Source organism: Streptosporangium sp. DT93, from assembly GCF_049844535.1.
Classification (GTDB): domain Bacteria; phylum Actinomycetota; class Actinomycetes; order Streptosporangiales; family Streptosporangiaceae; genus Streptosporangium.
Genome location: NZ_JBNCLF010000005.1, coordinates 81,915 through 95,112 on the forward strand (window position 1 = coordinate 81,915; position 13,198 = coordinate 95,112).

At 70.9% G+C, this 13,198-nt stretch carries 11 protein-coding genes; 8 read left to right on the top strand and 3 right to left on the bottom strand.

Translation table 11 applies throughout. The features are described from left to right. The first annotated feature begins 94 nt into the window (after positions 1-94). The 5 genes from ACLQ2R_RS13115 (at position 95) to ACLQ2R_RS13135 (ending at position 5,876) form a co-directional block, all read left to right on the top strand. A complete protein-coding gene (locus ACLQ2R_RS13115) occupies positions 95-1,396 on the top strand; it encodes an extracellular solute-binding protein (protein WP_425959746.1) in 1,302 nt (433 codons plus the stop codon). Positions 1,397-1,537: 141 nt separating this feature from the next. Then, positions 1,538-2,503: a carbohydrate ABC transporter permease gene (locus tag ACLQ2R_RS13120; RefSeq protein WP_425959747.1), complete on the top strand. Its 966-nt coding sequence runs from the start codon at positions 1,538-1,540 to the stop codon at positions 2,501-2,503. Then, positions 2,500-3,438 (top strand): carbohydrate ABC transporter permease, encoded by a 939-nt coding sequence (locus ACLQ2R_RS13125; RefSeq protein WP_425959748.1) that lies wholly within the window; start codon positions 2,500-2,502, stop codon positions 3,436-3,438. Before ACLQ2R_RS13120 ends, ACLQ2R_RS13125 begins: the two co-directional genes overlap by 4 nt. After that, positions 3,435-4,853 carry a GH1 family beta-glucosidase gene (locus ACLQ2R_RS13130; protein WP_425959749.1) on the top strand — a complete coding sequence of 473 codons (1,419 nt, stop codon included), beginning with the start codon at positions 3,435-3,437 and terminating at the stop codon, positions 4,851-4,853. Before ACLQ2R_RS13125 ends, ACLQ2R_RS13130 begins: the two co-directional genes overlap by 4 nt. A gap of 27 nt (positions 4,854-4,880) precedes the next feature. Continuing rightward, positions 4,881-5,876: a LacI family DNA-binding transcriptional regulator gene (locus ACLQ2R_RS13135; protein WP_425959750.1), complete on the top strand. Its 996-nt coding sequence runs from the start codon at positions 4,881-4,883 to the stop codon at positions 5,874-5,876. Positions 5,877-5,987: 111 nt separating this feature from the next. On the opposite strand, the gene ACLQ2R_RS13140 is transcribed toward ACLQ2R_RS13135, so the two are convergent. Together ACLQ2R_RS13140 and ACLQ2R_RS13145 are read right to left on the bottom strand one after the other, a co-directional pair. Next, complete coding sequence (locus ACLQ2R_RS13140) at positions 5,988-6,986, bottom strand: LacI family DNA-binding transcriptional regulator (protein ID WP_425959751.1); 999 nt, start codon at positions 6,984-6,986, stop codon at positions 5,988-5,990. Beyond that, complete coding sequence (locus ACLQ2R_RS13145) at positions 6,983-8,368, bottom strand: GH1 family beta-glucosidase (protein WP_425959752.1); 1,386 nt, start codon at positions 8,366-8,368, stop codon at positions 6,983-6,985. Before ACLQ2R_RS13145 ends, ACLQ2R_RS13140 begins: the two co-directional genes overlap by 4 nt. 199 nt (positions 8,369-8,567) lie before the next feature. On the opposite strand from ACLQ2R_RS13145, the gene ACLQ2R_RS13150 reads away from it, so the two are divergent. The 3 genes from ACLQ2R_RS13150 (at position 8,568) to ACLQ2R_RS13160 (ending at position 11,989) form a co-directional block, all read left to right on the top strand. Continuing rightward, positions 8,568-9,929, top strand: coding sequence for an ABC transporter substrate-binding protein (locus ACLQ2R_RS13150; RefSeq protein WP_425959753.1), 1,362 nt, complete (start codon positions 8,568-8,570; stop codon positions 9,927-9,929). A gap of 79 nt (positions 9,930-10,008) precedes the next feature. Continuing rightward, positions 10,009-10,983, top strand: a complete 975-nt coding sequence (locus ACLQ2R_RS13155; RefSeq protein WP_425959754.1) for a carbohydrate ABC transporter permease — start codon at positions 10,009-10,011, stop codon at positions 10,981-10,983. Between the two features lie 55 nt (positions 10,984-11,038). Then, complete coding sequence (locus tag ACLQ2R_RS13160; protein WP_386245640.1) at positions 11,039-11,989, top strand: carbohydrate ABC transporter permease; 951 nt, start codon at positions 11,039-11,041, stop codon at positions 11,987-11,989. An 81-nt stretch (positions 11,990-12,070) separates the two neighbouring features. Here the strand turns inward: ACLQ2R_RS13160 and ACLQ2R_RS13165 are convergent, their stop codons facing one another. Further along, positions 12,071-13,012: a general stress protein gene (locus ACLQ2R_RS13165; RefSeq protein ID WP_425959755.1), complete on the bottom strand. Its 942-nt coding sequence runs from the start codon at positions 13,010-13,012 to the stop codon at positions 12,071-12,073. Positions 13,013-13,198 lie beyond the last annotated feature (186 nt).

Below are 13,198 nucleotides of genomic sequence, written 5' to 3' on the forward strand. Positions count from 1 at the left end.
TGCGCGGAGACCGTTGACAGGTGCGGCACTTGGTATCAATCTGCTCAGGGAGCGCTCTCTCCATGATCACTTATGAGAACCCTGGGAGGGTTCCATGCGCAACTCACGCCACCGGTTCCTCACCTCGATGGCCGCCGTCTCCGCCCTGGCCCTCGGCCTGACCGCCTGCGGCGGTGGCGGCGGTGGCGGCGCCCAAGGCGCCGGGACGGCCTCCCAGCCGGCCGAGAAGATCAAGCTGACCGTCGGGCTGTTCAGCGACTTCCACTTCGCGCCGCTGTACGAGGAGTTCAAGAAGACCCACCCCAACGTGGAGATCGTGGAACGCCGCGCGCAGTTCAACGACCACCACACCAACCTCATCACCCAGCTGACCACCGGCGCGGGCGCCGCCGACGTGGTCGCGGTGGAGGGCGGCTACATCGGCGCCTTCACGCCCGTTCCCGCCAAGTTCCACAATCTCAAGGACTACGGCCTGGACAAGCGCCAGAGCGAGTACCTGGACTGGAAGTGGAAGCTGGGCGTATCCCACGACGGCTCCTCGCTGATGGGGCTGGGCACCGACGTCGGAGGCCTGGCCATGTGCTACCGCCCCGACCTGTTCAAGAAGGCCGGCCTTCCCAGCGAGCGCGACGAGGTGTCGGCGCTCTGGCCCACCTGGGACGCCTACGTCGAGACCGGCAAGAAGTTCGTCGACGCCAAGGTCGAGGGCGCCAAGTTCACCGACGCCCCCGGCGAGCACTTCCGCGCCATGGTCGAGCAGGCCCCCGTCGGGTTCTACGACGCCCAGTACACCATCGTCGCCGCCACCAACCCCGAGGTGCGCAAGGCGTACGACATGTCCGTGAAGATCATCGACAGCGGCCTGTCGGCCAAACTGGCCGCGTTCACGCCGCCGTGGAACACCGGCATCGCCAAGGGCACCTTCGCCACCATGGTCTGCCCCGCCTGGAAGACCGGCACGATCAAGGACCAGAAGCCCGGTGAGGGCACCTGGGACATCGCCGCGGTCCCCGGCGGCGGCGGCAACCAGGGCGGCACCCACCTGATGCTGCCCAAGCAGGGCAAGCACCCCAAGGAGGCCGCGGAGCTGATCGACCTGCTGACCAGCAAGGAGAGCCAGATCAAGCTCTTCAAGGAGGCCAGCGCGCTGCCCTCGCTGCCCGCGCTGTACGACGACCCGGCCGTGAAGGACTACGTCAACCCGTACTTCGGCAACGCGCCGATCGGCAAGATCTTCACCGACGCGGCCAAGGCGCTCAAGCCGCAGCCCGCCGGCCCCAAGGCCGGTGACGTCCTGCTGGCGTTCGGCAACGGTCTCCAGCGCATCGAGCAGGGCAAGCAGAACGCCGAGGAGGCCTGGGCCCAGGCCCTCAAGGACGTGAGCCGGATCAAGTAGCCGCGTCCGGCCGGCCGGGGACGCACCGGCCGGCCCGTGTCCCGCCGACGGCCCTCCCCCACCGCGGCGGGCGGCCCGTTCCCCGTTCCCCGTTCCCCGCTCCCGCTCCCCGCCTCAGACGACTCGCCGAAAGGAGCCGCCGTGGCCACCCGCGCTCCGGACCGCCTGGCGGCGGTCCCACCGAACAGACCGGTACGACCTCGCCTCCGCCGCCACCTGGTCCACCAGCTCGACGTCAAGGGCTCCCCGTACGCGTACGTGGCCCCGTTCTTCCTGCTGTTCTCCGCCTTCGGGTTGTTCCCGCTGGCCTACACCGCCTGGGTGAGCCTGCACGAGTGGACGCTGCTGTCGGAGGAGCAGACCTTCGTCGGCCTGGACAACTTCCGCACGCTGCTGGCCGACGACTACTTCTGGAACGCCACCTTCAACACCCTGTCCATCGGGGTGCTCTCGACCGTGCCGCAGCTGCTGCTGGCCATCTGGCTGGCCCACCTGCTCAACCGGCCGCTGCGGGCGCAGACCTTCTTCCGCATCACGCTGCTGCTGCCCAACGTGACCAGCGTGGTCGCCGTGGTGGTCATCTTCAGCCAGCTCTTCGGCCGCGACTTCGGGATGATCAACTGGATGCTCTCGCTCTTCGGGGTCGAGGGCGTCGCCTGGAACGAGGGGGTGCTGACCTCGCACTCCGCCATCTCTATCATGATCATGTGGCGGTGGACGGGGTACAACGCCCTGATCTTCCTGGCGGCCATGCAGGCCGTGCCGCGCGAGCTGTACGAGGCGGCCACCATCGACGGGGCGAGCGGGCTGACCCAGCTGCGCAGGATCACCGTCCCGATGATCAGGCCCACGATCGTCTTCGTCGTCATCACCTCGACGATCGGCGCCATGCAGATCCTCGCCGAGCCGCTGCTGTTCGGCTCGTACAGCATCTCCGGCGGGGCGGACCGGCAGTACCAGACGCTCGCGCTGCTCATCTACGAGAACTTCACCAAGCTCGACCTCGGCTACGCCTCGGCCATCTCCTGGATGATGTTCGTCCTCATCGTCGTGATCGCCGGGATCAACTACCTGCTCACCCGCCGCGCGAAGGGAGGGCTGACGTGAGCGCGCCCGCCCCGGGTCCCGTCTCCGCCCCCGCTCCCGTCTCCGCCCCGGAGACCGTCCCCGCCCGCGGGCGGCGCGGCCCCGGCCCCGTCTCAGGGGCCGTCAGAGGGGCCCGGCGCTCCGAAGCCGCCCGCAGGCTCACCTACCTCACCCTGACGGCCGTGGCGTTCTTCTCCCTGCTGCCGCTCTACTACAGCGTCGTGGTGGCCTCCCGCGACAACGCCGCCCTGGCCGAGGTCCCGCCGCCGCTGGTGCCCGGCGGCAACTTCTTCGCCAACGTCGCCCGCGTCTTCGACACGGTGCCCTTCGCGCTGGCGATGCTCAACTCCGTGCTGGTGGCGGGCTCGGTCGCGATCGCGGTGATGTTCTTCTCCACGCTGGCCGGGTTCGCCTTCGCCAAGCTGCGCTTCCGCGGGCGCAACGCGCTGCTCCTGCTCACCGTGGCGACCATGATGGTGCCCACCCAGCTCGGCATCATCCCGCTGTATATGCTGATGGTGAAGCTGGAGTGGACGGGCACCATGTACGCGCTGATCGTGCCCGCGCTCGTCAACGCGTTCGGCGTGTTCTTCATGACCCAGTACCTCTCGCGGGCGCTGCCGACCGAGCTGCTGGAGGCGGGCCGGGTCGACGGCTGCACCACCCGGGGCCTGTTCTGGCACGTGGTGCTCCCGGCCGCGCGCCCGGCCGCGGCGGTGCTCGGCATGCTCACCTTCATGTCGGTCTGGAACGACTACTTCTGGCCGCTGGTCGTGCTGACCCCGGAGGACCCGACGGTCCAGGTCGCCCTGTCCACGCTGGCCAGCGGATACGTCAACGACTACGTACTCGGCCTGGCGGGCACCACCCTCGGCACGCTGCCGCTGGTGCTGGTGTTCGCCCTGCTCGGCAAACAGATCATCGGAGGAATCATGCAGGGAGCGGTGAAGGGATGACCGTCGTCGGCACTCGGGGGGCCACTCTCACACAGGGTCGCGCCGACTTCCCCACCGGTTTCGTCTGGGGCGCGGCCACCGCGTCCTACCAGATCGAGGGGGCCGTCCACGAGGACGGCCGCGGGCCCTCGATCTGGGACACCTTCTCGCACACCCCGGGCAGGGTCGCCGGCGGCGACACCGGAGACGTGGCGTGCGACCACTACGCCCGCCACGCCGACGACATCGCCCTGATGGGCGAGCTGGGCCTGGCCGCCTACCGCTTCTCGGTGGCCTGGCCCCGGGTGCGGCCGGCGGGCGGCGGCCCGGTCAACGCCCGCGGCCTCGACTTCTACGACCGGCTCGTGGACAAGCTGCTCAAGGCGGGCATCACGCCGTACGCCACCCTCTACCACTGGGACCTGCCGCAGCCGCTGGAGGACGCGGGAGGCTGGCCCGAGCGCGACACCGCCTACCGCTTCGCCGAGTACGCGGCGGCCGTGCACGAGCGGCTGGGCGACCGGGTCGGGCACTGGACGACCCTCAACGAGCCGTGGGTGGCGGCCTTCCTCGGCTACGGCAACGGGGTGCACGCCCCGGGCAGGACCGACGCCGCGGCGGCCCTGCGGGCGGCCCACCACCTCATGCTCGGGCACGGGCTGGCCGCGCGGGCCCTGCGCGAGGCGGGCGCGCGGGAGATCTCGCTGGTGCTGAACCTCTCGCCGGTGATCACCCCAGCCCAGGTGTCCGACCCGGGCGCCGGGGTCTCCGGGGCGGACGCCGAGGCGATCGGCCGGATCGACGCCCTGCTGGTCCGGCAGTTCACCGAGCCCGCGCTGCGCGGGCGGTACCCGGACGGGTTCCTGGAGATCGTCGACCGCAACGGCGGCCTCGGCCACATCCGGGACGGCGACCTGGAGATCGTCCACCAGCCGATCGACGTGCTGGGTGTCAACTACTACAACCCGTGCGTGGTCGAGGCCGGTCCGGGCCTGGCGGCGGACGCGGCCTGGCCGGGCAGCGAGGACGTCCGGTTCTGCCCGGCCGACGGCGTGCCGGCCACCGCCATGGGCTGGCCGATCGTGCCCACCGGCCTGTCCCGGCTGCTGGTGCGCCTGTCCGACGACTACCCCGAGGTCGGACTGATGATCACCGAGAACGGCGCGGCCTTCGACGACGTGGTCGAGGACGGCCGCGTCCACGACGCGCTCAGGACCGGCTACCTGGACGGCCACCTGCGCGCCGTGCACGCCGCGATCGCCGACGGGGCCGACGTGCGGGGTTATCTGGTGTGGTCCCTGCTGGATAATTTCGAGTGGGCCGAGGGATACCGGCGCAGGTTCGGCGTCGTGCACGTCGACTTCGCCACCCAGCGCCGCATCCTCAAGGACAGCGCGCTGTGGTATCGCGAGACCATCGCGCGGAACGGGCTGTAGGGGAACACGAGGACCGTAGGGAGCACGATGAGACGACCCACCCTGGAGGCGGTCGCCGCCCGAGCCGGGGTCTCCCGGTCGACCGTCTCCCGGGTGGTGAACGGCCAGACCACGGTCACGGCCGACATCCGGGACCTGGTCATGCGCGCGGTGAACGAGCTGGGCTACGTGCCCAACGGGGCGGCCAGGAACCTGGTCACCCAGCGGACCAACTCGGTCGCGCTGGTGGTCTCGGAGTCGCCCAACCGGGTGTTCTCCGACGACCCGATGTTCTCCACCGTCATCCGCTCGGCCAGCCTGGAGCTGGAGGCCGCGGGCAAGCAGGTGGTGCTGCTGCTGGCCGGGTCCCCCGAGAGCCACGCCCGGGTGGAGAACTACGTCGCCGGCGGCCACGTGGACGGCGTCATGCTCGTCTCCAGCCACGGCGCCGACCCGCTGCCGGTCGCGCTCACCCGGCTGCGCGTCCCGGTCGTCTCCTACGGGCGCCCGGCCGTGCCGGTCGCGATGCCCTACGTCGACAGCGACAACACCGCCGGTGCCGCCACGGCCGTACGGCACCTGCTGGAGCGCGGCAGGCGGCGGATCGCCACGATCGCCGGGCCGCTGGACATGATCGGCGGGCAGGACCGGCTGGCCGGCTACCGCGAGGTGCTGCGCGACTCCGACCGCCGCTCGATCATCGCGGTGGGCGACTTCACCCGCGAGTCCGGCGCGGTCGCGATGCGCCAGCTCCTGGCCGACGACCCCGACATCGACGCGGTCTTCGCCGCCAACGACCTGATGGCGATCGGCGCCGTGCACGCGCTGCGCCAGGCCGGGCGCCGGGTGCCCGGCGACGTCGCGCTGGTCGGCTTCGACGACATCGAGGCCGCCCGCTACACCGACCCGCCGCTCACCACCGTCCGCAACCCGCACGCCAAGCAGGCCGCGGCCATGGTCCGGCTGCTGCTCGGCCTGCTGGACGGCGGGAGCGCCGAACCGGTGATCCTGCCCACGGAACTGGTGGTCAGGGCGTCCTCGTAGCCCCTCGGTCAAGACCCGCGGGCCCGCGGGCGACCGGCCCGGTGGTCAGGGTGGTGGACCCGCGGTTCGGTCCGGTGGTCAGGGCGGTTGGACCCGCGACCGGCCCGGTGGTCAGGGTGTCGTCGTGGACCCTCGGACGACCAGCTCCGTGGGCAGCACCACCTGGCTCTTCTCCTCCAGGTCGAGCACCATGCGGGCCAGGCGGCGCCCCATCTCCTCCGTCGGCTGCCTGACCGTGGTCAGCGAGGGCTCGGCGTAGGCCGCGGCGGGGATGTCGTCGAAGCCGACCAGCGCGACGTCGCCGGGCACCTGGCGCCCGGCCTGGCGCAGCGCGAGCATGGCGCCCAGCGCCATCAGGTCGTTGGCCACGAAGACCGCGTCGATGTCGGGATCGTCGGCCAGCAGCTGGCGCATGGCCGCGGTACCCGACTCGCGGGTGAAGTCGCCCACCGCGATGATCGAGCGGCGGTCGGAGTCGCGCAGCACGGAGCGGTAGCCGGCCAGCCGGTCGATCCCGGCGATCATGTCCTGCGGTCCCGCGATGGCCGCGATCCGGCGGCGTCCCCCCTCGACCAGGTGCCGCACCGCCCGCTCGGCGCCGCCGACGTTGTCCATGTCCACGTACGGCAGGCTGCTGGGCACGCTGGGGCGGCCGCTGCAGACCACCGGCACGCCGCGCCTGGCCAGGACGCCGGGCAGCGGGTCGGTGCCGTGCATGGACGCGATGATCACCCCGTCCACGTGGCCGTTGGTGGCGTAGCGCTCGACCCGCTGGTAGCCGCCGGACAGGCCGGTGAGCATCAGCACGAGCTGCTTGTCGGCCTCCTCGATCTCCATGCTGACCCCGCGGATGATCCCGGAGAAGGTCGGGTCCTCGGAGAAGACGCGGGTGGCGGGCTCGGGGAAGACCAGGGCGACCGAGTCGGCCCGCTGGGTCACCAGGCTCCGCGCCGCCTGGTTGGGCACATATCCCAGCTCCTCGACGGCACGGGTGACCGCCTCGCGGATCTGCGGAGCGACACGTGTGGAGCCGTTGACCACGCGCGAGGCGGTCGCCCGGGACACCCCGGCCCGGGCGGCCACCTTCTCCAGTGTCGGACGAGCTCTCACAGCCCGTTCCGGCGGACGACCTCGCCGTACCAGCGCGCGCTGTCCTTGGGGATGCGGCGCTGGGTGTCGTAGTCGACGTGGACCACGCCGAAGCGCTTGTTGTAGCCCTCGGCCCACTCGAAGTTGTCCAGCAGCGACCAGACCAGGTATCCGCGCAGGTCCGCGCCGGCCTCGATGGCCGCGTGCGCGGCGCGCAGGTGCCCGTCGAGGTAGGACATCCGGTCGGTGTCGCGCACCCGCCCGTCCTCGACGACGTCGTCGAAGGCCGCCCCGTTCTCGGTGATCATCAGCGGGGTGCCCGGGTAGTCGCGGGAGAGCCGCACCAGCAGGTCGGTCAGGCCGGACGGCTGGATCGCCCAGCCCATCGCGGTCCTGGGCGCGTCGGCCCCGCCGAAGGCGATGCCCTCGCTGCCGGGGAAGACCGGGTTGGCGGCCTCCCCGGGGGCGGCGGCCACGGTCTGCGGGGTGTAGTAGTTCACGCCCAGCAGGTCGATCGGGGCGCCGATGATCTCCAGGTCGCCGTCCTGGACGAAGGACCAGTCGGTGAAGCGCCGGGCCCGCTCGACGACGTCGGCGGGGTACTCGCCGTGCAGCAGCGGGTCCAGGAAGATCCGGTTCTGCAGGCCGTCGACGATCTCGGCGGCGGCCCGGTCGGCCGGCGCGTCGCCGCTGATCACCGGGGCGAGGTTGAGCGTGACGCCGACCTTCTCCGCGCCCGAGGCGCGCAGCGCCGCCGTGGCGAGGCCGTGGCCGAGCAGCAGGTGGTGGGCGGCGGTGAAGCCCAGCGCGGGCTCGTCGCGGCCGGGGGCGTGGATGCCCGAGGCGTACCCCAGGAAGGCCGAGCACCAGGGCTCGTTCAGGGTGGTCCAGGTCTCGACCCGGTCGCCCAGCCTGGCGTGCGCGATCGCGGCGTAGTCGGCGAAGTGCCGGGCCGTGTCCCGGTTCGTCCAGCCGCCGCGGTCCTCGAGGGTCTGCGGCAGGTCCCAGTGGTAGAGCGTCACGACGGGGGTGATCCCGGCGCCGAGGAGCTCGTCGACGAGACGGTCGTAGAAGTCCAGGCCGCGCGGGTTGACCGGGCCCGAGCCGTCGGGCTGCAGGCGCGGCCAGGAGACGGAGAAGCGGTAGGCCCGCAGGCCGAGGTCGCGCATGATCGCGACGTCCTCGGGATAGCGGTGGTAGTGGTCGCACGCGACGTCGCCGGTGTGGCCCGCATGGACCTTGCCGGGGGTCCGTGAGAAGGTGTCCCAGATGGATGGACCCCTGCCGTCGTCCCGGGCGGCACCCTCGATCTGGTAGGCCGCGGTGGCGGCACCCCAGACGAAGCCCTCGGGGAACGTCAGCACGCCGGAGTCCCGAAGCTCGAAGGACTTTTCGGCGGACATGGTCAATGTCCTCACCGCCCCATTCTGTTAGGCCGTCGTGTGAGAGCGCTCTCTGGAGCATCACCGTACAGCAAACATCATGTCAATAAAAACACGATTGTAACCGTAATATCACGGTTGTTGACATCGCGATGTGTGCCGACAATTCTTCCAGAGAGCGCTCTCAGGCTCCCCGGCAAGTACATATGGAGGAAGGTCCATGTCGCTCCTCTCTCGGCCCAATCGTGCAGCCCTGGTGGCCGGAAGCATCGGGCTGGCGCTGGTCGCCACCGCGTGCGGCTCCAGCGAGACCAAGCCCTCGGCGGACGGCGGCGGCAGCGCGGCCGCGGCCCCCGAATGCGCCGAATTCACCAAGTACGGCAAGCACGAGGGCAAGAAGGTCAGCATCTACGCGCCGATCCGCGACGTGGAGGCCGACCGCTTCGAGCAGGCGTGGAAGCCGTTCGCCGACTGCGTCGGCATGAAGATCGTCTACGAGGGCACCGGCGAGTTCGAGGCCCAGATCCAGGTCCGCGCGGACGGCGGCAACCCGCCCGACATCGCCTTCATGCCCCAGCCCGGCCTCGTGGAGCGCTTCGCCAAGGCGGGCAAGCTCAAGCCGGCCCCCGACGAGGTCAAGAAGCTCGCCGCCGAGGGCTGGTCGGCCGACTGGGCCAAGTACTCCACCGTCGACGGCGTCTTCTACGGGCCCCCGCTGGGCGCCAGCGTGAAGTCCCTCGTCTGGTACTCGCCGAAGATGTTCAGCGAGAAGGGCTGGGCCATCCCCAAGACGTGGGACGAGCTCATGACGCTCACCAACACGATCGCCGGCACCGGCGTCAAGCCGTGGTGCGCGGGCATCGAGTCCGGTGAGGCGACCGGCTGGCCGGCCACCGACTGGATCGAGGACATCCTGCTGCGTGAGATCGGCCCCGAGGGCTACGACGACTGGGTGACCCACAAGCTCGCGTTCAACGACCCCAAGGTCAGCGCGGCGGTGGACAAGGTCGGCGCGATCCTCAAGAACGAGAAGTTCGTCAACGGCGGCTACGGCCCGGTCAAGTCGATCGCCAGCACCGCCTTCCAGGAGGGCGGCGTCCCGATCACCGAGGGCAAGTGCGGCCTGCACCGCCAGGGGTCCTTCTACGCCAACTTCTGGCCCGAGGGCACCGAGGTCGCCGAGGACGGCGACGTTTTCGCCTTCTACCTGCCCGGCAACGACCCGGCCAACAAGCCGGTGCTGGGCGCGGGTGAGTTCGTGGTGGCCTTCGCCGACCGTCCCGAGGTCCAGGCGGTCCGGGCCTACCTCGCCTCCGCCGAGTTCCCGGTGGCCCGCATGAAGCAGGGCACCTACGTCACCGCCCGCAAGGGCGTGGACCCGGCCAACGCGCGCAACCCGATCGACAAGCTCTCCATGGAGATGCTCCAGGACCCGAACGCGGTCTTCCGCTTCGACGGCTCCGACCAGATGCCCGCCGCGGTCGGCGCCGGCACCTTCTGGAAGGGCATGACCGACTGGATCAACGGCAAGGACACCAAGACGGTCCTCGACTACATCGAGGCCTCCTGGCCGAAGTCCTGACCCACCGACGACTCCGGCCCCGCCCCGCGCGGGGCCGGACCGTCACCCGTCCGGTCCGATCCTTCCGAAAGATCCTTCGATGGACTTCGACTTCGCCGCCGAACTTCCCAAGATCGTCCAGCTCCTGATCGGCGTCGCCGCCTTCCTGGTGGTGGTCGCGGTGGTCCTGATCCTGGTCGACCGCGTCCCGATGCGCCGCCGTGCCTGGATGCACGCGGCGATCCTGCTGTCGCCCGCCGTGCTGCTGCTCACCATCGGCCTGGTCATCCCGGCCATCCGGACCTCCATGCTGTCGTTCATGAGCGGCGACGGCCAGAGCTGGGTCGGCGCCGACAACTACGGCTGGATGTTCACCCAGACCGAGGCGCTCACCGTGCTGCGCAACACCCTCGTCTGGGTACTGCTCGTCCCGATCCTGGTGACCACGGTCGGACTGCTCTACGCCGTCCTGGTGGACCGCACCCGGTTCGAGTCGCTTGCCAAGTCGCTGGTCTTCCTGCCCATGGCGATCTCCTTCGTCGGCGCGGGCATCATCTGGCGCTTCGTCTACGCCTACCGCTCCGAGGAGCAGGAGCAGATCGGCCTGCTCAACCAGCTCGTCGTCGCCTTCGGCGGCGAGCCGCAGCAGTGGCTCCAGGAGCCGCCGCTCAACACGCTCTTCCTGATCGTGGTCATGGTCTGGATCCAGGCCGGGTTCGCCACCGTGGTGCTGTCGGCGGCCATCAAGGGCATCCCCGCCGAGATCGTCGAGGCCGCCAAGCTGGACGGGACCACCCCGGCGCAGATGTTCTTCCAGGTGACGCTGCCGTCCATCCGCTCGGCCGTCATCGTGGTGATGGTCACCCAGTCGATCGCCACCCTCAAGCTGTTCGACATCGTCCGCACCATGACCGGCGGCCAGTTCGACACCAGCGTCATCGCCAACGAGATGTACAACCAGGCGTTCCGGTACGGCGAGACGGGCAGGGGCGCGGCCCTGGCGGTCTTCCTGTTCGTACTGGTGCTGCCGATCGTGATCTACCAGATCCGCCAGCGCAGGGAGGCCCTCCGATGACCGGACGAGCACGCCGTCAGGGCGCCGCCCGGACGCGGCGGACGAAGGAGAACCCGTGGCCACGTTGACCCGGAGCGCGGCGCGCCCCGAGGCGAGAACCGCGCCGCAGCGCGTACGGCGGCGGCTGAGCGGGCGGGTCGCCAGCGCCGCCGCGATCGTCATCGCGGTGCTCTGGACCACCCCGACCTTCGGGCTGCTGCTGTCCTCGCTGCGCCCGGAGGACCAGATCAAGTCCACCGGCTGGTGGACGTTCTTCGCCGACCCGCAGATTACCCTGGAGAACTACCAGGAGGTCCTGTTCGGCACCTCCTCGTCGTCGGGCCAGATGATGAGCTTCCTGATCAACTCGATCGTCATCACGATCCCGTCGGTGCTCTTCCCGCTGGCCCTGGCCACCTTCGCCGCCTACGCGCTGGCCTGGCTGCCGTTCCGCGGCCGGGAGTGGGTCTACATCGGCATCTTCGCGCTGCAGATCGTGCCGCTGCAGATGTCGCTGGTGCCGCTGCTGTCGTTCTTCTCCGAGGGCGTGTCGGTCTTCGGCGTCCAGCTCATGCCCGCCTGGGAGCTGGAGGGCCCGGCCCGTTTCGTCCAGGTCTGGTTCGCCCACACCTGCTTCGCGCTGCCGCTGGGCATCTTCCTGCTGCACAACTTCATGTCCGAGCTGCCCGGCGAGCTGATGGAGGCGGCCAGGGTGGACGGGGCCAGCCACGGCAAGGTCCTGCGCACCGTCGTCCTCCCGCTGGTCGGGCCCGCGCTGGCCACCTTCGCCATCTTCCAGTTCCTGTGGGTCTGGAACGACCTGCTGGTGGCGCTCATCTTCGCCGGCGGCACCCCGGAGAGCGGCCCCATGACGGTGCGGCTGGCACAGATGGCCGGGACCAAGGGCAACGAGTGGCAACGCCTCACCTCGGGCGCGTTCGTCTCGCTGGTCATCCCGCTGATCGTCTTCCTGTCGATGCAGCGCTACTTCGTCCGCGGCCTGCTTGCGGGCGGCGTGAAGGGCTGACCGGTCTCTCTTCCGCGCCCCGGTGGACGCCCCTGACCGGGGCGCCCACCGGGGCGCGATGCGTTCTCGGGAGCCGCGTTCTCAGGAGGTCGGCCGCTCCGGGTGGGCCGAGGTGGTGGCGGGGCGGTCGGGGGAGGTTCCCTGGGCGGGGACCCGGGGGTCGGAGGTCTCCGGGCCCGCCGGGGCGGGGTGGTTCACGGCGGCCTGCGGGGCCGGAGTCTGGTGCTCACCGGTGACGGGGACGGCCGGGGCGGCGGACTCGGCGGGAAGGTCCGTGCCGGTCCGCGGCGCCGGAGAGGCGGTGACGTCGGGGGCGGACAGGTCGGGGGTGGGGGAGGAGGGGACGGTCGGCCGGGTGGAGACGTCCGTGAGCGACGGCTGCGGGGGCGCGTCGGAGCGGGCGGGAGAGGCGACCGACGCGGCGGCGGAGTCCGAGGCGGTCGGCTGCGGCGGGACGGAGCCGGCGGGGGAGGTGGCCCGCGCGGCGGCCGGGTCGTACAGGCCGGCGGACGGCGGGACCTCGACCACGACGGTGTCGGACGGGCCGGGGGTCGAGTCCAGGACGGCGCGGGCGTGGTCCAGGTGCGAGGCCGCGACCAGGACGTCGTAGCGGCCGGCGACGATCGCGCTGCGCGAGGCGAAGTCGCGCTTGCCGCCGGTGAACACGTGGTTGATGAACCCGAACGCGGCGCCCATCACGGCCCCCCACAGGGCCGCCCAGAGCACGAGCACGACGAACGACATCGTGGTCGAGGTGAACAGGCCGAGGAACATGCCGACCACGGCGCCGAAGAGCACGCCGCTGCCCGCTCCGGTGAGGGCGGCCCGGCCGTTGGTCATCCGGCCGGTGACGGTCTCCTCCAGTGTGAGGTCGCTGCCGACGATCGCCACGTTCTCGACGGGGAATCCCGCGTCGGACAGGCCGTCCACGGTCCGCTGCGCCGCGAGGTAGTTGTCGTACCCCGCCAGGACCCTGCGGTCCACGACGACCTGACCGTCCGGGCCGGTGGGCGTCTTCTCCATGTCGCTCGCCTTTCGCATGGGGGATGGCGTCACCGGCCGACTACCCCTCCTCCGCCCGAGGATGCGCGCCTTTGGCCCCGCTCTCCCCCGCGACGGCGCGCCGCGGGGGAGAAGCGCGGATCCCGCCGCCGGTCCCGCCTAAGGCAGGATTTCCGCCGCCGGTCCCGTCGCGGCTACGCGTCCTGT

Bases quoted from the DNA above. Each gene is read 5' to 3' on its own strand.
- ACLQ2R_RS13130 (WP_425959749.1), top strand. From the start codon at position 3,435: ATGACCGTCGTCGGCACTCGGGGGGCCACTCTCACACAGGGTCGCGCC.
- ACLQ2R_RS13115 (WP_425959746.1), top strand. From the start codon at position 95: ATGCGCAACTCACGCCACCGGTTCCTCACCTCGATGGCCGCCGTCTCC.
- ACLQ2R_RS13165 (WP_425959755.1), bottom strand. From the start codon at position 13,012: ATGGAGAAGACGCCCACCGGCCCGGACGGTCAGGTCGTCGTGGACCGC.
- ACLQ2R_RS13145 (WP_425959752.1), bottom strand. From the start codon at position 8,368: ATGTCCGCCGAAAAGTCCTTCGAGCTTCGGGACTCCGGCGTGCTGACG.
- ACLQ2R_RS13155 (WP_425959754.1), top strand. From the start codon at position 10,009: ATGGACTTCGACTTCGCCGCCGAACTTCCCAAGATCGTCCAGCTCCTG.
- ACLQ2R_RS13150 (WP_425959753.1), top strand. From the start codon at position 8,568: ATGTCGCTCCTCTCTCGGCCCAATCGTGCAGCCCTGGTGGCCGGAAGC.
- ACLQ2R_RS13135 (WP_425959750.1), top strand. From the start codon at position 4,881: ATGAGACGACCCACCCTGGAGGCGGTCGCCGCCCGAGCCGGGGTCTCC.